Below are 16,531 nucleotides of genomic sequence, written 5' to 3'. Positions count from 1 at the left end.
TGCCCCTGGCTTGGCGCCTCTCTCCCCCTGCGATAGATTTGAAATGACAAGGACCGGGGGGCGCGAATGCGGGTGGGATGCGTGCTGATGCAGCGCAATGAGGTCAATGCGCTGGAGCCCTGGCTGCTCTACCACGCGCATCTCTTCGGCATGGAAAATCTCTGCGTCATCGATCACGGCTCGACCCACCCGAAGGTGTTGAACACGCTGCTCTGGTACGAGGCGGAGGGGGTGAGGGTCATCCGCCTGCCGGAAGATGCGGATTTTCACCTGCAAGGTGAATTCATGACCGCGGCGATGCGCGAAATGAACGCCCGTGACGAATATGATTTTCTGCTGCCCATCGATTGCGATGAATTCCTGGCCATACGCCGGGAGGATGGCAGCTTTACCTGCGCGCGCGATGAGATCCTGAACTGCCTGGCCTCCTGCATCGGCCGGCAAGAGACGTTGGAGATCAAGCAGAACCTGCTGAATATTCTAGGACAGCCCGGTCGCTATTGGGTGCTGCCGTATCAGAAAGTGTTCTTTTCGGGACGCAGCATCGGCACCTTATGCCACGGGTCACACCAGGACATATCCGGGCGTGACAACGGGCTGCTGGAAACGCCTCTGGTCTTTGTGCATTTCCATCACAAGCCCTGGGACGAACAGATCAAGGCCAGCAAGGAAAAACTGCGCCATTTCGTCGATGTGGACGACCCCGCGGCTTTGGCTGACTTCAAAGGCCTGGGCTGGCATCTTTTGGTGCATATGAAAGAGGGAGAGGCCGCCTATAACGAGATGATGCGCGACGGCCCCGGGCTGGGGCAGGTGGATGGCCTGCTGCCTTTGTTCGCGCAGCTTCACATCAACCCGCTTTTTACCGAACAGCCTATCCCCTTCACGCCGCCCGCGCCGTGATCATATGGATCACCGCCGGCACCCGCACGCCGCCATTGGCGGCCGGGCTGGTATAGGCCGGTAGGGCAGCACGGATGGCGGCGCGGATCGTCTCACGCTGCGCGGGCGAGGCCTGTTTTTCATCCAGCAACGCCCCGCTCGGCCCCATGAAGCAGGCGATCGCCGCTTCCTCCTCCAGCGAGACGCCGTGCAGCGCGATTTCCATCGCCTCGACCCGTGGCGCCTGCCACCCGGCCTGGGTGAGAATCGCCGTCACATAATCAGCGTCATCGAAGGCGAGCGGCCCGCTGGCATGCGGTTGCCGTGGCGCGCCCGGGCCGAGCAGTGCCTCCACCAGCTCAAGTGGCCTGCGCCAATGCTCATTGCGCGCCAGCGGCGCCCAGGCGGCACAGGCCAGCCGCGCCCCCGGCGCCGCGCCCGCCCGCAAATTCGCAAAGGCGGCGACAGGATCATCGAAAAACATCACCCCGAAGCGCGACAGCAGCACCTCCGGCGCCGGGGCGAAATGTTCCGTCTGCGCATCGCCGAGCCGGAAGCTGACATTTTCGATATGCCTCGCCCGGGCGTGCCCCCGCGCGGTCTCGATCATCGGCGCGGATATATCGATGCCGATCACCCGCCCGCCGGCCCGACGGCTTGTGCCGCCTCCAGGCTGGTCAGCCCGGCACCGCAGCCGATATCCAGCACATTTTCCCCCGGCCGCAGCGCCGCCGCCGCGATCACCGCCGCACTCACCGGCGCCAGCCGCGCCTCCATCGCGCCGCCCAGACTCACCCATTTCGGCCCGCCCACCTGGTTCCAATAGGTTTTCTGCGTCTCATTCGCCATGCGCCGCGCCCTCGCTGATATGTCTGGTGCTTAAGCCCCTGGCCGCGGCATGGCCGCTGGCCCAGGCCCATTGGAAATTATAGCCGCCCAGCCAGCCGGTGACATCCACCGCCTCGCCGATGAAATACAGGCCCGGCACCAGCTTGCTGCCGCAATCGCGCGAGTTCAAGCCGCTCGTCGCCACTCCGCCGGCGGTCACTTCCGCCTTGGCGAAGCCTTCGGTGCCGCTGGGCTGAAAGGCGAATTGATGCAGCCCGGCCCCCAGCGCGCGCAGGGCCTTGTCGGGCAGATCGGCGAGATTGCCCGGGTAGGGTGCTGCCAGATGCGCCGCCAGCCGCGCCGGCAGAATCTCCCCCAGCACCGCCTTCAGCCCGGCCTTGGCGCGGCTGCGCTTGGCGGCGGGCAGCGCCTCCTCCAGATTTTGCCCCGGCGCGAAATCCACCTCCAGCCGCCCCTCCGGCGCCAGATAGGACGAGGCCTGCAGCACCGCCGGGCCGGACAGGCCGCGATGGGTGAACAGCAGATTCTCCCGGAACGTCATTTTACCCGCCCGCGCCAGCACCGGCGCGGACACCCCGGCCAGCGCGCCAATCCAGGGCTCGTCGCAAAGCAGCGGCACCAGAGCCGGGCGGGGCGCGACCACCTCATGCCCGAACTGGCGCGCCAGCCGGTAGGCGAAATCGCTCGCCCCGAGTTTGGGGATCGATAGCCCGCCGGTGGCGATCACCAGATTGGCGGCGCTGAACCGGCCTTGCGTGGTTTCAACCTGAAACACGCCGTCATGCCTCACCGAGTCCACGCCGCAGCCGGTGCGCAGCTCAGCCCCTGCAGCCGCGCCAGCAGCAGCGCCACGATCTGCCGGGCCGAGCCGTCGCAAAATAGTTGCCCCAGCGTCTTCTCATGCCAGGCGATGCCGGCCGCATCCATCAGCGCCAGGAAATCCTTCGCGGTGAAACCGGCCAGCGCGGATTTGGCGAAATGCGGATTGGCGCTGAGGAAATTCCTGGCGCTGACATCCAGATTGGTGAAATTGCAGCGCCCGCCGCCGGAGATTAAAATCTTCCGGCCCGGCTCCGGCCCGTGCTCCAGCACCAGCACGCGCTGGCCGGCCAGGCCAGCGCTGCCGGCGCAAAACAGCCCCGCCGCGCCGGCCCCGATGATGATCGCGTCATACAGATCTCGCATGGCGGCTGTCCTAGCTCTTTGCCCTGGCCAGGGCCAGAAACTGCCGCACGGCGGGGAGTGCTCGGCCCTGCGGCTGGCCAGCATCAGGGTCGAATCCAACCGCAACCCGTCAATCTCGCGCAGCGCGATGCCGGGCATGCCCAGGCTCTTCGCCGGCTCCGGCAGCAGCCCCAGCGCCAGCCCGGCGGCCACGGCGGTGAGCACGGTGATGAAATCGCGCACCGGGGTGAGGAATTCCGGCGTGAACCCGCCCGCCTGCCCCAGCGCCCGCAGCCGCGCCAGAAACCCCGCCTCCTCGCCAAAATGCGGCAGGATGAATTTCTCCCCCTTCAACATTTCCGGCGTCAGCTTCGGAGCCTTTGCCAATGCGCTGCCGGCGGCCAGGGCCAGCAGCAGCGTGTCATGCTTCAGCGCCCGCACGCTGACCTCTGGCGGATAATCCGCCCGGGCCCGCAGCAGCCCGATATCCAGCCGCCCGGCCGCGATCTCCTGCAGCTGGCGCGGCGTTTCCATCTCATGCAGATGGATCTCAACACCCGGCGCCGCCTCATGATAGCGCCGCACCAGTGCGGAGGCGGTGCCGTCCCAGGCGGCCGAGGCGACGAAGCCGATCTCCAGCCGCCCGATCTCACCGCGCGCCGCGCGCCGCCCCAGCGCCTCGGCCCGCGCCGCCTGGCGCAGGATCGCCTGCGCCTCCGGCAGAAACAGCGCCCCCGTGGTGGTCAGCGCCACCTGGCTGCGCTTGCCGCGATTGAACAATTTCGCGCCCAGATCCGTCTCCAGCCCGGCCAGCAGCCGCGAGACGCCGGACTGCGCCAGCCCCAGCCTCTCCGCCGCCCGGGCGAAATGCAGCTCCTCCGCCAGGACCTCGAAACAGCGCAATTCCCGCAATTCCATGTTTAATCCGATTTTCGCATCATAATTATCGCTTTAATGCGCTTGCCCGTCCGGCGCCAGCGCGGCACTCTCCCGCCACGCCAAGATTAGGGAGAAAGCGCCATGGCCAAAGGCAAGATGGCTTCGTTCGATTGGGCCGACCCGCTGCGTCTGGAGGCGGAGCTGAGCGAGGAGGAGCGGGCAATCCGCGACACCGCCCACGCCTACGCCCAGGAAAAGCTGCAGCCGCGCGTGCTGATGGCCTTCCGCGAGGAGCGCTTCGACCGCGAGATCATGAATGAGCTGGGCGAGCTCGGCCTGCTCGGCGCCACCCTTTCCAGCCATGACTGCGCGGATGTCTCCTACGTCGCCTACGGGCTGATCGCGCGCGAGATCGAGCGCGTGGATAGCGGCTATCGCTCCGCCTACTCGGTGCAATCCTCGCTGGTGATGTACCCGATCTACGCCTTCGGTTCGGACGCGCAGAAGAATAAATATCTGCCGAAGCTGCGCACCGGCGAATGGGTCGGCTGCTTTGGCCTCACCGAGCCCGATGCCGGCTCCGACCCCGCCTCGATGCGCACCACCGCCAAGAAAGTCGATGGCGGCTATCTGCTCTCCGGCTCGAAAACCTGGATCAGCAATTCCCCGATCGCGGATGTCTGCGTGGTCTGGGCCAAGGACGAGGCCGGGGATATTCGCGGCTTCATCGTCGAGCGCGGTGCCAAGGGGCTGAGCACGCCGAAGATCGAAGGCAAGGTCAGCTTGCGCGCCTCCATCACCGGCATGATCATGCTGGATGAAGTGTTCGTGCCGGACGAGGCGATGCTGAACGTGAAAGGCCTGCGCGGCCCGTTCTCCTGCCTCAATAATGCCCGCTACGGCATCGCCTGGGGCGCGCTGGGGGCGGCCGAATTCTGCTGGCACCAGGCGCGGGATTACACGCTCAACCGCAAAATGTTCGGCCGCCCGCTCGCCGCCACCCAGCTGATTCAGAAAAAACTCGCCGACATGCAAACCGAGATCACCATCGGCCTGCATGCCGTGCTGCGGCTGGGACGGCTGATGGATGCGGGCGAAGCCGCACCGGAGATGATCTCCCTGCTCAAGCGCAATAATTGCGGCAAGGCGCTCGATGTCGCCCGTCAGGCGCGTGACATGCTGGGCGGCAACGGCATCGCCGACGAATATCACGTCATCCGCCACATGGTGAATCTGGAAACGGTGAACACCTACGAGGGCGCGCATGACGTGCACGCGCTGATCCTGGGACGCGCCCAGACCGGCCTCGCCGCCTTCTGATGGGCCCGCTTTCGGGCTACAAGATTCTCGATCTCAGCCGGGTTCTGGCCGGCCCCTGGGCGTCGCAGATCTTCGCGGATCTCGGCGCCGAGGTGATCAAGATCGAGCGCCCCGGCAAGGGCGATGATACCCGCGCCTGGGGCCGCCTTTCGTCGAGGAGAGCGGCATCTCCGCCTATTTCTGCGCCGCCAATCGCGGCAAGAAATCGGTGGCGATCGACATCTCCAAGCCGCAAGGCCAGGCGCTGATCCGTAGGCTGGCCGAAAAAGCCGATGTGGTGCTGGAGAATTTCAAATTCGGCGGCTTGGCGAAATTGGGCCTGGGGCCTGAGGATTTGCTCACGCTCAACCCGCGTCTGGTCTATTGCTCGATCACCGGCTTCGGCCAGACCGGCCCCTACCGCAACCGTGCTGGCTACGACTTCCTGATGCAGGGCATGGGCGGGCTGATGAGCGTCACTGGCGCGCCGGAGGGCGAGCCGATGAAGGCTGGTGTTGCCGTCGTCGATGTCTTCACCGGGCTCTATGCCAGCAATGCGGTGATGGCGGCCTTGCTGGAGCGCGAGCGCTCCGGCCTCGGCCAGCATATCGATCTCGCTCTGTTCGATGTGCAGATCGCCGCCATGGCCAACCAGATTTCCTCCTATCTGGTCTCCGGCGCGCAGCCGCCGCGCCTGGGTAACGCGCATCCCTCCATCGTGCCCTATCAGGTCTTCCCGACATTGGACGGGCATCTGATCCTCGCCATCGGCAATGACGAGCAATTCGCCCGCTTCGTCACTTTGGCCGGCGCGCCTGAGCTTTCCCAGGATGAGCGCTTCGCCACCAACCCGGCGCGGGTGAAACATCGCGCCATTCTGGTGCCGCTGCTGGAGGCGCTGCTCGCCGCGCGCACCACCAAGGATTGGACGGAAGCTTTGGAAGCGTTCGGCATTCCCGGCGGCCCGATCAACGAATTCGCCGATATCGACGCCGATCCGCAGGTGCAGGCGCGCGGTATTTTCAAAACGCTGGGCCGGGCCTGCGCGGTGTCGCGAGCCCGATGCGCTTCTCGCGGTCAGAGGTCGCGGATGACCGCCCACCGCCGCATCTGGGCGCTGACACAGACGAAGTCCTGGCCTCGGTGCTGGCGCTTTCCGAAACAGAGCGCACCGCTCTGCGCGACAATAAGATCATCTCATAAAGAAAAAGCCCGGCTCTCCAACAGGCCGGGCTTTGGCTTAACGTCCCTGGATCAGCATAGACCCAGCCCTATCTTCGATCCCGAGCCCCTCGTATTTTCCTGTTCGGTCAGGAGGGCATTCGCTGAAGGCGAGGCGTGCCGCGGGCACGCGCCCTTCACCGAACAGGGAAAATACGCGGACGATCCAAAATCGAAGCATGCTGGCGGCCTCGCCCTCAGAGCTTAATCACCGCTTTCCCCGAAGCATTATCCACAAAACTGCCAATCTGCCCGCAAGAGGGGCAAGCGCAATACCAGCTCTCGCTTTGCGTCCGGCAGGATGTGCAGCGCCAGGCCGGCCGCACGGGCGGGGCAGGGCGGTTCTCCAGCGCGGCCAAAATCGCCGCCGCGCGCCCATCCTCATTGCCGGCTTTCAGCGCGGCCTCGGCATGGCGCTTGGCCTCGCCGGTCAGCTGTGCGGCCAAAGCGGTCTGGCCGAGAAACAGCTCGGACTCGACATGCCCGGGATTGGCCGCCGCCAGCCGCGCCGCGTCCTGCGCCTGCTCCAGCGCCGTGGCGCCCGGCTCCAGCCAGGCCGCCGCCAGCAGCCGGTGCGGTGCCGCCTGCCAGCCTTTCTGCAGCGTCTTGCGCGCCGCCCGCTCTTTGCCCATCGACCGCAACGTCACCGCCAGCCTGGCCAGCGCCACCGGCGAGCCAGGGTCGGCCTTCACCGCCTGCTTGGCGAAGTCCAGCGCCAGCTTCGGCGTCTGCGCCTGTTTGGAGGCCGCCACCGCCAGCGCCGCGCGGGCCTGCGGGCTCTGGCTCAGGCGCAAGGCGGCGCTGTAATTCTGCTCCCGCACCGCCAAGGCCAGACGCTGCTCACGCGTCCAGCTGCCACCGGGATAGGCCGCCTCCGCCGCCGCCGCCTGCTGCGCCGCCTCCTCGAGCCGCCCGGCCTTCAGGCTCTCACGCAACAGCCCCTGATGGCCGAGGAATTTCATCTCGGCGCTGCGGGTCAGCTTTTCATAAGCCTGCCGCGCCGGCTCCGCCTGGCCGGAGAGCCGTGCCGCCTCGGCCTGCAGCCATTGCACGAAACCGGTATCGCCCAGCGCCGCGCGCGCTTTCACCGCCGCCGCGCGCGCCCCGCTGCCATCGCCGGCCGCCACCGCCACCAGCCCGCGCTGCAACGCCACTTCGCCCGCACGCTGCCGCCGCGCCCCGCGCCAGCCGGCAACCCGGCCCGGTGCGCGGCGCAGCCCGCCCAGTACGCGCACCAGCATCACCAAAATCGCCACCAGCAGCAGCAGCAGCAGCAGCGCCACCGGGGCGGAGCTGTCGATCCGGTAGCTGCCGATATCGGCGCTGAACACGCCGGGCAGGCTCGCCACCCACCAGGCGAAAACCAGAATAACCGCCGCGACGATGCAGAATTTCAGCGCCTTCCACATGCGCTATTGCCCCTGCTGGGCCATCTGCGCCAGAGCCTGGCGGGCGGCCAGCAATTGCCGCGCCGGGGTCAGCCAGCTCGCCATCGCCGCCTGGGTGGGCGGGCTCAGCCGGTCCAGCGCCGCCACCGCCTGGGCCAGATCGTCATTCGCCAGCGCCGCCTTGGCCTTGTTCAGCGCCGCCGCCGCCGGTGGCCCGAAGATCACATGGTCCCCGTTGGAAATCGTAATCAGCCCTTCCAGCCGCAGCTTCACCTGCGCCCAGAACCCGGCCTGGCCATTATTCGCCAGGCTCGCCGCCTCGGCATTGCGCGCGGCGGCGGGGAAGCTTTCGCGCAGCTGCGCCATGGTCGGCGGGGCGGTGTCCGCGAACACGCCCAAGGCCGGCGGCGCGTTGCGCACCACGCCGAGCGGCTGGCCGGTCTCCAGCGCCATCCGCGCCGCGGCGACATCATTCAGCTGCGCCATCCGCGCCGTCAGCTTGCCGAGATCCTGCGCATTCGCCTGCAAGGCCGCCAGTGCGCCATGGTCGGCGGACATCTGGCCCTGCATCGCATTCACCTGTGCCGCCAAAGCCGCCTGCTTCTGCGCGATCTGCGCCTGCGCGTTGATCAGATCCGCCACCGGCGAGGTCTTCGCCGCCGCCGCGCGCATATCCGCGACCTGGCTTTGCAGCACGGCGAGATTGGTCTTGTCGGCCTGATGCGCCTGCTGCTGGACGAAGAGATAGCCCTCGCCCGCCGCCAGAATCACGAAGCCGGCGCCGAACCAGAGCGGCCAGGCGCTGCGGCGGGCTTTGGCGGGCGGCATGGCGGGCGAGGGGGCACAGGCGCGGGTTCTGGCGTGGGCTCAGGCGCGGGCAGCGCCAGGGGGGCTGGCGTCTGCTTGCCGGTCTCAGGGCTGGTCGGTCCCGTTTCGCTCATGCCAGCAACGCCATTAAATCCGCCTCCGTCGGTGCTCTTGCTATCAGAATGGCGGCCCAGGGCAGTCCCTGCAACCCCTTGGCGACGTTTTGGCTCAGCGCATAGGCCCGCATCCCCGCTGTGCCATCCGGCTGCAAACGCGCGAAAGCCCGCGCCGTCTCGGCGGAGTAAAACAATGCTCCCTCGAAATGGCCGGTGCTCAGCGCGGCGCGGATCGCCGCCGGCATCACCCGCAAGGGCGAGACCGTGTAAACCCGCCGGCGCAGCACCGAGAGCCCCGCCGCGCGCAGCTCCGCCGCCAACTTCTGCCCGTGCCGCTCGCCGACGGTGAGCACATGCAGCCCCTGCACCTGCCGCGCGATCACCAGCGTCGCCAGCGCCTCGGCATCGCCTTGCGCGCTCTCCACCCGGGTGAAACCCGCCTCGCGCAGCTTCGCCGCCGTCGCGTCGCCCACACAGAATACCGGCACCCCGTGCAGCCGCGCGGGCAATGACGGCACCGCCTGGCCGGAGGTGACGATCAGCGCCGCCGGGTGCGGCGGCAGCCGGGCGGGGCGTTGGGTGATGGCAAGGCAGGGCAGGGCGGTGGGCTCATGCCCCATCCCCGCCAGCCTCTGGACGGTGGCGCTGGCCCCGGGCTCAGGCCGGGTGACCAGCAGCCTCACGGCGCGAAAATATCCTCGGGGCTGTCGGCCTTCAGCGAGTCGCCGAGCTCCGCCCCAGCGCCTCGGCATCCGCCACCGCGCCGGTCAGGCTGCGCTTGAGCAGGAAGCTGCCATCGGCGCGCGCCACCAGCCCGGTCAGATGCAGGCTGCCATCCTCCAGCAGCCGCGCATACCCGCCGATCGGCGTCCGGCAGGAGCCATCCAGCGCCGCCAGCAAGGCCCGCTCCGCCCGGCTCACCGCCCGCGCCTCGGCATCCTCGATGCCGGCCAGCAGTGCGAGCAATTCCTCATCCGCGCTGCGCACGGTGATGCCGACAATACCCTGGCAGGCGGCTGGCACCATCTGCTCCGGGCTCAGCAGCACGCTCGCCTTCTCCGCCAGCCCCAGCCGGCGCAGCCCGGCATAGGCCAGCAGCGTCGCATCCAACTCGCCGCCCTCCACCTTGCCCAGGCGCGTGCCGACATTGCCGCGCAGCAGGGTGAAATTCAGATCTGGCCTTGCATATTTCAGCTGCGATTGCCGGCGCACGCTGGCCGAGCCGACCAGCGCCCTTGCTTCAGCGCCCCGAACGGGTCCGCAGGGTCGATCTGCGTGCCCGGCGGCAAGATCAGCGCATCCCGGGCATCCTCGCGCTTGAGCGTGCAGGCGAGCGCGATGCCATCCGGCAGCGTCGTCTCCAGATCCTTCAGGCTATGCACCGCGAAATCGATGCTGCCGGCCAGCAGCTGCTCATGGATTTCCTTGGCGAACAGCCCCTTGCCGCCAATCTCCGCCAACGGCCGGTGCTGCACCGCATCGCCGGTGGTGACGATGATATGCTCCTCGAACACGCTCATCCCGCGCAGCACCGGGCAGAAGCTGGTGATGCGCTGTAGGAAATGCTCTGTCTGCTGGCGCGCCAGCGGTGAGCCCCGGGTGCCGACCTTCAAAGGCAGGTTGCGCTTATGCGGCTGCACGGCGGGGGCGGGGGGCGTTTCGGTTTTCACGCGCGTGGTCTAGATCGTAGGGCATGGAAAGAAAAGACGATGCGCCGATTTTGGGCATTGAAAGCTCCTGCGACGAGACCGCGGCCGCGATTCTGGCCCCGGATGGCCGGATTCTCGCCGAGCTGGTGCTGAGCCAGATCGAGGATCACGCGGCCTTTGGCGGGGTGGTGCCGGAGATCGCCGCGCGGGCCCATCTGGCGGCGCTCGACGCCATGGTGCGCCAGGCTTTGCGCGAGGCCGGACTGGGCTTCGCCGACCTCGCCTGCATCGCCGCCACGGCGGGGCCGGGGCTGATCGGCGGGCTCCTGGTGGGCACCGGCTACGCCAAGGGCGCGGCGCTGGCGGCCGGCGTGCCGTATCTCGCCATCAATCATCTGGAGGCCCACGCCCTCACCGCGCGGCTGCCCGGCCAGGCCAGCGCGCCGGTGGCGTTTCCGTATCTGCTGCTGCTGCTCTCCGGCGGCCATAGCCAATGCGTCGCGGTGGAAGGGGTGGGACGCTATCGCCTGCTCGGCTCGACGCTGGATGACGCGGTGGGCGAGGCCTTCGACAAAACCGCCAAGCTGCTCGGCCTGCCTTATCCCGGCGGCCCGGCGCTGGAGGCGCTGGCCCGCGAGGGCGATGCGAAAGCGGTGAAGCTGCCCCGCCCGTTGCTCGGCCGCGAAGGCTGTGATTTCTCTTTCTCCGGCCTGAAAACCGCCATCGCCCAGCTGCTCGCTGTGGAGCCGCCCGGCGCGCTGCCCCGCGCCCGCGCGGCGGACATCGCCGCCAGCTTCCAGGCCTGTATTACGGATATTCTCGGTGACCGGCTGCGCCATGCCCTGGCCATGCTGCCGCAGGCCAGCGCCGTGATCGTCGCCGGCGGGGTGGCCGCCAACCAGGCCATTCGCGCGCGCCTCGGCGAGGTCGCGGCGCAGGCCGGCAAACCGCTTATCGCCCCGCCTTTGCGCCTGTGCACGGATAATGCGGTGATGGTCGCCTGGGCCGCGATCGAGCGGCTGCGCCAGGGCGAAGTCTCGCCCCTCGACACTCCCTGCAAGCCCCGCTGGCCGCTGGATACGCTATGAATTACCGCCATATCTACCATGCCGGCAATTTCGCCGATGTGATGAAACACGCCTTGCTGCTGCGCCTGCTCGCCGGCCTGCAGCGCAAGCCCAAGCCCTTCCTGGTGCTGGACACCCATGCCGGGCTCGGCGCCTATGATGTCACCAGCGAACAGGCAGAGAAAACCGGGGAATGGCGCGACGGCATTGGCCGCCTGCTCGATGCCCCGCCGCCGGCTTTGGCGGATTATGTCGAAACCATCCGCCGCCTTGGCCTCTATCCCGGCTCGCCGCTCTTCACCATCGCAGCGCTGCGATCCACGGACCGGCTGATCGCCTGCGAGCTGCACCCGGAAGACGCCCAGATCCTGCGCCGCACTCTGCGCCCTTATGCCAACGCCGCCGCGCATGAGCGCGACGGCTATGAAGCCCTGGGCGCCTTTCTGCCGCCGCCGGAGAAGCGCGCTCTGGTGCTGATCGACCCGCCTTTCGAACGCACCGACGAATTCGCCCATCTCGCCAAGACCCTCGCCGCCGCCTGGCGGAAATTCCCTTCCGGCGTCTATGTCGTCTGGTACCCGATCAAGCATCGCGCCCCGGTGCGCGGCTTTTTCGAAGCGCTGCGATTGGCGGGGGTGAAGGATCTCGTCGCCGCCGAGCTGCTGCGCCGGCCCGATACCGACCCCACCCGCCTCAACGGCGCCGGGCTTGCCATCATCAACCCGCCGTTCGGCTTCGAAACCGAGGCGCTGCCGATTCTCGAAGCCTGTCGCGACGCGTTCGGCGAGGCCGGGGCGAGCGTCGCGCTGGAGCGCATCATCAATGAGTAAATCCATCGCGGTGATCGGCGCCGGGGCCTGGGGCACGGCCCTGGCCATCCTGCTCGCCCAGACCGGCAAGGATGTCACGCTCTGGGCCCGCGATGCGCAGAAAGCCGAGCAGATGCAGGCAGCACGGGAAAATCCCCGCCTGCCGGGGGCGCGCTTTCCGGATGCGCTGCGCGTCACCGCCAAAATGCCAACAGCCGACATCCTGCTGCTGGCGGTGCCGATGCAGCATCTGCGCGCCATCCTGCCCAGCCTGCCGCCCGGACCGCCTCTGGTGCTGTGCTGCAAGGGGCTGGAGACGGGCAGCCTGGCGCTGCCGCCGGAGATTGTCGCGCCGCGCCCCTGCGCCATCCTCACCGGTCCGAATTTCGCGCATGAAATCGCCGCCTTCCTGCCCGCCGCCGCGGTACTGGCGACGCCGGATGCGGCCTTGCGGGCCGATCTCATCGCCGCCCTGCACACGCCGAGCTTTCGCCTCTATGGCGCGGCGGACATCATCGGCGCGGCCCTGGGCGGGGCGGCGAAGAATGTCATCGCCATCGCCGCCGGGGTGGTGATGGGGGCGGGGCTGGGCGAGAATGCCCGCGCTGGCTTGATCACCCGTGGCCTCGCCGAAATCGCCCGGCTGGCCGAGGCGTTGGGCGGCAAGCCCGAGACCATCGCCGGCCTCTCCGGGCTGGGCGATCTGCTGCTCACCTGCACCGGCGCCAGCAGCCGCAATTATTCGCTGGGCTTCGGGCTGGGGCAGGGGCGCGCGCTGGCGGAGATTTTGGGCGCGCGCGCGGCGGTGACGGAAGGCGTGCTCACCGCCCCGGCCTTGCTCGCCCGCGCCGCGCGCGCCAAGGTTGAGATGCCGATCACGCAGGCCGTGACAAATCTTCTGTCCGGTGAAATGAATGTGACGCAGACCATGGCGGCGCTGATGGGCCGCGCCTTGAAGGATGAATGATGCGGCGTCTCTGCCTCCTGTCCAGCCTCGCCTTCCTTGCCGCCGCGCCGGCATTCTCCGATGCGCCGCCCGCCCTGGCGGCGTGCGAGAGCCATGACCCCACCGCCGCCCTGCAAGGCTGCGGCGCCGTCCTCGATGCCGGGCAGGACATGGAGGCCTATGATTTCGAGGCCCGTAACAACCGGGCTCTGGCCGAGCTGGAACTGCACCAGCCCCAGCCGGCGCTGGCGGACGCCTTGGCCGGCATCGCTCTCAACCCGAGAATGGCGGCATCCATGTCACGCTGGCGCGCGCCTATCTCGCCTTGCACCAGCTGCCCGAGGCGCTGGCGGCGGTGAACCAGGCCCAGGCCTTGATCCCCAACAGCCCGGCGCCGCTGGTTCTGCGCGGCGAGATCGAACTCTCCGGCAATGATTGGCGCGCCGCCCTGGCCGACCAGAACGCCGCCCTCGCCCTCGCCCCGATGACGATACCGCCTTGATCGACCGCGCCATGGCCGAGCTGGCGACTGGCGACATGGCAACCGCCCTGGCGGATGCCAACCAGGCCGCGACCCTGGGCAGCACCGATCCGCGCGTGCATCTGGTTCGCGGCATCGCCGCCGCCGCCGCCGGCCACAGCGAGGAGGCGCTGCGCGAGGATAATGCCCTGCTGCAGGCGAGCCCCGATGATGCGCTGGGGCTGGCGGCGCGCTCCGAGGTGGAGGCGCGGCTCGGCCAGTTCCCCGCCGCCCTGGCCGATGCCAGCCGCGCCATCGCCCTCACCCCGTCCGCATCCGGCCCGTATGTGGACCGCGCCTTCACCGAGCTGCAGATGCGCGATTTCCCCGCCGCGCTGGCGGATGCGCAGAAGGCCGCCCAGCTCAACCCGCGCGACGCCGCCGCCTTCACCGACAAATCCCTGGCCGAAGCCGCGCTCGAACGGCCGGACGCAGCCCTGGCGGACGCCAACCAGGCGGTGACGCTGGACCCCGGCAACGCCATCGGCTTCGATGCCCGCGCCACCGCCGCGTTGCAGAAGAACGATCTGACGGCGGCCCTGGCGGATGAAAGCCATGCGATCAGCCTCTCCCCCTCCACTCCCGGCTTCTATGAAAAACGCGCGCTGATCGAGCTGGCCGCGCATCAGCCGCAACCGGCGCTGGCGGATCTTGCCAGCGCCATCGCCTTCGCGCCGGACGATGCGCGGCTCTACCTCCAGCGCGCCGGGGTGGAGGACCAGCTCAAGCAGCCGGAGGCCGAGATCAAGGATCTGTCCCAGGCGGTGGACAAGGCCGGTGGCGATCCGAAGCTGCTCTACCATGTGCTGCTGCTGCGCGCCGGCACCTATAGCCAGATGCACCAGCCGGATATGGCCTTGCAGGATGTCACCCGCGCCATCGCCCTCGATGCCAAGGCCCCGCAAGCCTATGCCGCCCGGGCCATGCTGGAGCAGGCGGGCGGCCAGACCACGGCCGAGATCGCCGATGACAGCAAGGCGATCAGCCTCGATCCCCGCTATCAGCCCGCCTATGAGGACCGCGCCATCGCCTATGGCAACGCGCATAAATATGCCGAGGCCGCCGCCGATGAGGGGGAGCTGTTAAAGCTGCGCCCGAAATCCGCGCCGGATCTGAATAATCGCTGCTGGTTCCTGGCGCTGGACGGCAAGTTCAGCGAGGCGCTGAGCTATTGCCAGCAGGCGCTGAGCCTGAATGACAGCGACGCGGCGACGCAGGATTCCACCGGCTATGTCTATCTGAAGCTGAAGGACGCCAAGAGGGCCATCGCCGCCTACGACCAGGCGCTGAAGCTCGACCCGCATCTGGCCAGCTCCCTCTATGGCCGTGGCCTGGCCGAGCAGGACGCCGGCGATCAGGACGCCGCCAAGGCGGATCTCGCTTTGGCCCGGCAATATGATCCACGCATCGAGCAGGAATTCGGAAGCTGATGGCACGCATCCAGAGGCGCGCGGCTTGTGTGGGGGGCACCGCCAGGCCGAACGTGCCGCCATTCTCCACGGGCCACGCCCAGGCTCCCGCCTGGGCCTGCATCGACCTGGATCTGGACCAGCGTGGCGCGCAACGGCCGCCGCTCTGAGCTGATCCTGCTGGCGCTGGCGGGCCTTCTGCTTGTCCTGGCGGCCTGGCTGCGCGGCCCGGAATATGACGAGGCCTATTCGATCTTTTTAACCGCCGGCCATGCCAGGCCGGACTGGCCGCAAGCCGTGTTCACCGCCGGGAGCGTGCGCTGGCTCTACGCCCCGCACGGCAATTTGGGGCAGATCGCGCATGATCTGCGCCAGGGCGATGTGCATCCGCCGCTTTATTTCTGGCTGCTGGAAGGCTGGCGCCGCGTCGCCGGGGCGGGGTGGTTCACCGCCCGGCTGCTCTCCGTCGGCTTCACCCTGGCGGGGCTGGCGGGGCTGGCGCGGCTCGCCAGCTGGCGCGGCGTGGCGGTGGCGCCGGTGCTGATGCTGGCGCTGCTCTCCTACGGGTTTCTCTTTACCGGCATCCTGGCGCGGCCCTTCGCGCTGGCGCAGGCGCTGGATATCTGGGGTGTCTATGCGCTGCTGCGCGGCGATGCGCGCGGGGCGCTCCTGGCCGGTCTTTGTTTCGGCGCCGCCGCCTTCACCGATTATCTGGCGGTGTTCACCGCCGGCCCGGCGCTGCTCTGGCTGGCCGCCCGCGCCCCGCGCCGCGCCGCCTTGCTGGTGGGCGCGATGCTGCCCTTCCTCGCCGCCTGTTTCTGGTTTTTCCTCGCCCAGCACGGCTCGCGCGGCGGGCAGTTCGCGGCCTTCGCCTGGTCGCCCGCGCTGGCGGCGCTGGCACGCGATGGCGGTGCCGCCTTGTTCGGGGGCTTGCCGCTTTATGCCGGCGGGCTGCGGCTGGCGGTCACGCTGCTGCTGGCGCTGCTGGCCCTGGCCGGGGCGGGACTCGCCGCCCGCCGTCCCGATGGCCGGCTGTTCCTGGCCTTCGCCGCCGCCGCGCCATGCGGATTGCTGGCGCTGGGCGTCATATTCCACAATACCCCGATCGAGATCCGCTATCTGGCCTTTGCCCTGCCCTGGGTGGCGCTCGCCATCGCCCCCGCCTTGCCCCGTCCGCTGCTGGCGCTGTGGCTGGGGCTGGGCGCTCTGGCCAGTTTCGGGCTGATGGCCTCGCCGCTGACCATGCAGCCCCAGGGCCGCGCCGCGCATCTCGCCGCCGCCTGGCCGGGGGCAGTGGTGGCGCTGCCCTTTGGCAATGACGGCGTCGGCGTGCCCGGCCCCTTCATCGCCGCCGCCCCGGATGCGATGCGGCTGCTCCTGCTGCGCCCCGGCGATCTCCCACCGCCCGGCGCCGTGCGCGTCGCCATCCGCGCGGATGATGCCAGCCGCGCCGTCAGCGCTGGCATGGGCTGCGCCGCCCTGGTCTGCGGCCCATAAAAAACCCGGGGCCAGCCCGGGGTTGTCTT

The 16,531-nt window shown here is 68.6% G+C and carries 17 protein-coding genes and 3 pseudogenes; 12 read left to right on the top strand and 8 right to left on the bottom strand.

Going from position 1 to position 16,531, the window contains the following annotated elements:
- Window positions 1–87 precede the first annotated feature (87 nt).
- Window positions 88–903 carry a glycosyltransferase family 2 protein gene (locus GT370_RS09385; RefSeq protein WP_168118364.1) on the top strand — a complete coding sequence of 272 codons (816 nt, stop codon included), beginning with the start codon at window positions 88–90 and terminating at the stop codon, window positions 901–903.
- Here GT370_RS09385 and GT370_RS09380 read toward each other — a convergent pair.
- The 4 genes and pseudogenes from GT370_RS09380 to GT370_RS09365 all read right to left on the bottom strand — a co-directional run.
- A complete protein-coding gene (locus GT370_RS09380) occupies window positions 884–1,519 on the bottom strand; it encodes a class I SAM-dependent methyltransferase (protein ID WP_270184273.1) in 636 nt (211 codons plus the stop codon). The genes GT370_RS09385 and GT370_RS09380 overlap by 20 nt on opposite strands.
- A complete protein-coding gene (locus tag GT370_RS09375; protein ID WP_270184272.1) occupies window positions 1,516–1,731 on the bottom strand; it encodes a class I SAM-dependent methyltransferase in 216 nt (71 codons plus the stop codon). Before GT370_RS09375 ends, GT370_RS09380 begins: the two co-directional genes overlap by 4 nt.
- Window positions 1,721–2,916: pseudogene (locus GT370_RS09370) on the bottom strand (NAD(P)/FAD-dependent oxidoreductase). The gene GT370_RS09375 and the pseudogene GT370_RS09370 overlap by 11 nt, the downstream one beginning before the upstream one ends.
- Window positions 2,917–2,961: 45 nt before the next feature.
- Window positions 2,962–3,813 (bottom strand): annotated as a pseudogene (locus GT370_RS09365) (LysR family transcriptional regulator); the annotation flags it as partial.
- A 102-nt stretch (window positions 3,814–3,915) separates the two neighbouring features.
- Between GT370_RS09365 and GT370_RS09360 the strand changes: the two are divergent.
- From GT370_RS09360 to GT370_RS09355, 3 genes are read left to right on the top strand one after another with little or no spacing between them, the layout of a single operon-like run.
- Window positions 3,916–5,094 (top strand): acyl-CoA dehydrogenase, encoded by a 1,179-nt coding sequence (locus GT370_RS09360; RefSeq protein WP_008492038.1) that lies wholly within the window; start codon window positions 3,916–3,918, stop codon window positions 5,092–5,094.
- Window positions 5,094–5,342 (top strand): CoA transferase, encoded by a 249-nt coding sequence (locus GT370_RS21390; RefSeq protein WP_442865515.1) that lies wholly within the window; start codon window positions 5,094–5,096, stop codon window positions 5,340–5,342. The genes GT370_RS09360 and GT370_RS21390 overlap by 1 nt, the downstream gene beginning before the upstream one ends.
- A complete protein-coding gene (locus GT370_RS09355; RefSeq protein ID WP_442865514.1) occupies window positions 5,303–6,502 on the top strand; it encodes a CaiB/BaiF CoA transferase family protein in 1,200 nt (399 codons plus the stop codon). Before GT370_RS21390 ends, GT370_RS09355 begins: the two co-directional genes overlap by 40 nt.
- Here GT370_RS09355 and GT370_RS09350 read toward each other — a convergent pair.
- The 4 genes and pseudogenes from GT370_RS09350 to hemC all read right to left on the bottom strand — a co-directional run bounded on the left by GT370_RS09350 (window position 6,492) and on the right by hemC (window position 10,275).
- Window positions 6,492–7,703: a heme biosynthesis HemY N-terminal domain-containing protein gene (locus GT370_RS09350; protein WP_270184271.1), complete on the bottom strand. Its 1,212-nt coding sequence runs from the start codon at window positions 7,701–7,703 to the stop codon at window positions 6,492–6,494. The two genes, GT370_RS09355 and GT370_RS09350, sit on opposite strands and share 11 nt — an antisense overlap.
- A 3-nt stretch (window positions 7,704–7,706) precedes the next feature.
- On the bottom strand, window positions 7,707–8,510 hold the full coding sequence (locus GT370_RS09345; protein ID WP_270184270.1) for a hypothetical protein: 804 nt from the start codon (window positions 8,508–8,510) through the stop codon (window positions 7,707–7,709).
- A 109-nt stretch (window positions 8,511–8,619) separates the two neighbouring features.
- Window positions 8,620–9,288, bottom strand: coding sequence for a uroporphyrinogen-III synthase (locus tag GT370_RS09340; protein ID WP_008492042.1), 669 nt, complete (start codon window positions 9,286–9,288; stop codon window positions 8,620–8,622).
- A pseudogene (gene hemC, locus GT370_RS09335) lies at window positions 9,285–10,275 on the bottom strand (hydroxymethylbilane synthase). Before hemC ends, GT370_RS09340 begins: the two are co-directional and overlap by 4 nt.
- Before the next feature lie 23 nt (window positions 10,276–10,298).
- Between hemC and tsaD the strand changes: the two are divergent.
- The 8 genes from tsaD to GT370_RS09295 are packed head-to-tail and all read left to right on the top strand — an operon-like array spanning window position 10,299 to window position 16,502.
- Window positions 10,299–11,342 carry a tRNA (adenosine(37)-N6)-threonylcarbamoyltransferase complex transferase subunit TsaD gene (tsaD, locus tag GT370_RS09330; RefSeq protein ID WP_008492044.1) on the top strand — a complete coding sequence of 348 codons (1,044 nt, stop codon included), beginning with the start codon at window positions 10,299–10,301 and terminating at the stop codon, window positions 11,340–11,342.
- Window positions 11,339–12,151, top strand: a complete 813-nt coding sequence (locus GT370_RS09325) for a 23S rRNA (adenine(2030)-N(6))-methyltransferase RlmJ (RefSeq protein ID WP_008492046.1) — start codon at window positions 11,339–11,341, stop codon at window positions 12,149–12,151. Before tsaD ends, GT370_RS09325 begins: the two co-directional genes overlap by 4 nt.
- Window positions 12,144–13,097: an NAD(P)H-dependent glycerol-3-phosphate dehydrogenase gene (locus GT370_RS09320; RefSeq protein ID WP_008492048.1), complete on the top strand. Its 954-nt coding sequence runs from the start codon at window positions 12,144–12,146 to the stop codon at window positions 13,095–13,097. The genes GT370_RS09325 and GT370_RS09320 overlap by 8 nt, the downstream gene beginning before the upstream one ends.
- The gene (locus tag GT370_RS09315) at window positions 13,094–13,435 is read left to right on the top strand and encodes a hypothetical protein (protein ID WP_270184269.1); all 342 of its coding nucleotides are present in this window, start codon (window positions 13,094–13,096) and stop codon (window positions 13,433–13,435) included. Before GT370_RS09320 ends, GT370_RS09315 begins: the two co-directional genes overlap by 4 nt.
- On the top strand, window positions 13,402–13,578 hold the full coding sequence (locus GT370_RS09310; RefSeq protein ID WP_442865513.1) for a hypothetical protein: 177 nt from the start codon (window positions 13,402–13,404) through the stop codon (window positions 13,576–13,578). The genes GT370_RS09315 and GT370_RS09310 overlap by 34 nt, the downstream gene beginning before the upstream one ends.
- Window positions 13,575–15,026 (top strand): tetratricopeptide repeat protein, encoded by a 1,452-nt coding sequence (locus GT370_RS09305; protein WP_270184267.1) that lies wholly within the window; start codon window positions 13,575–13,577, stop codon window positions 15,024–15,026. The genes GT370_RS09310 and GT370_RS09305 overlap by 4 nt, the downstream gene beginning before the upstream one ends.
- The gene (locus GT370_RS09300) at window positions 15,026–15,175 is read left to right on the top strand and encodes a hypothetical protein (RefSeq protein WP_270184266.1); all 150 of its coding nucleotides are present in this window, start codon (window positions 15,026–15,028) and stop codon (window positions 15,173–15,175) included. The genes GT370_RS09305 and GT370_RS09300 overlap by 1 nt, the downstream gene beginning before the upstream one ends.
- Entirely contained in the window at window positions 15,150–16,502 is a 1,353-nt protein-coding gene (locus tag GT370_RS09295; RefSeq protein ID WP_270184265.1) for a hypothetical protein, read from the top strand. Before GT370_RS09300 ends, GT370_RS09295 begins: the two co-directional genes overlap by 26 nt.
- Window positions 16,503–16,531: the final 29 nt, after the last annotated feature.

This window comes from Acidocella sp. MX-AZ03, from assembly GCF_027626035.1.
Classification (GTDB): Bacteria; Pseudomonadota; Alphaproteobacteria; order Acetobacterales; family Acetobacteraceae; genus Acidocella; species Acidocella facilis.
This window is presented reverse-complemented; position numbering and strand designations above follow the sequence as displayed.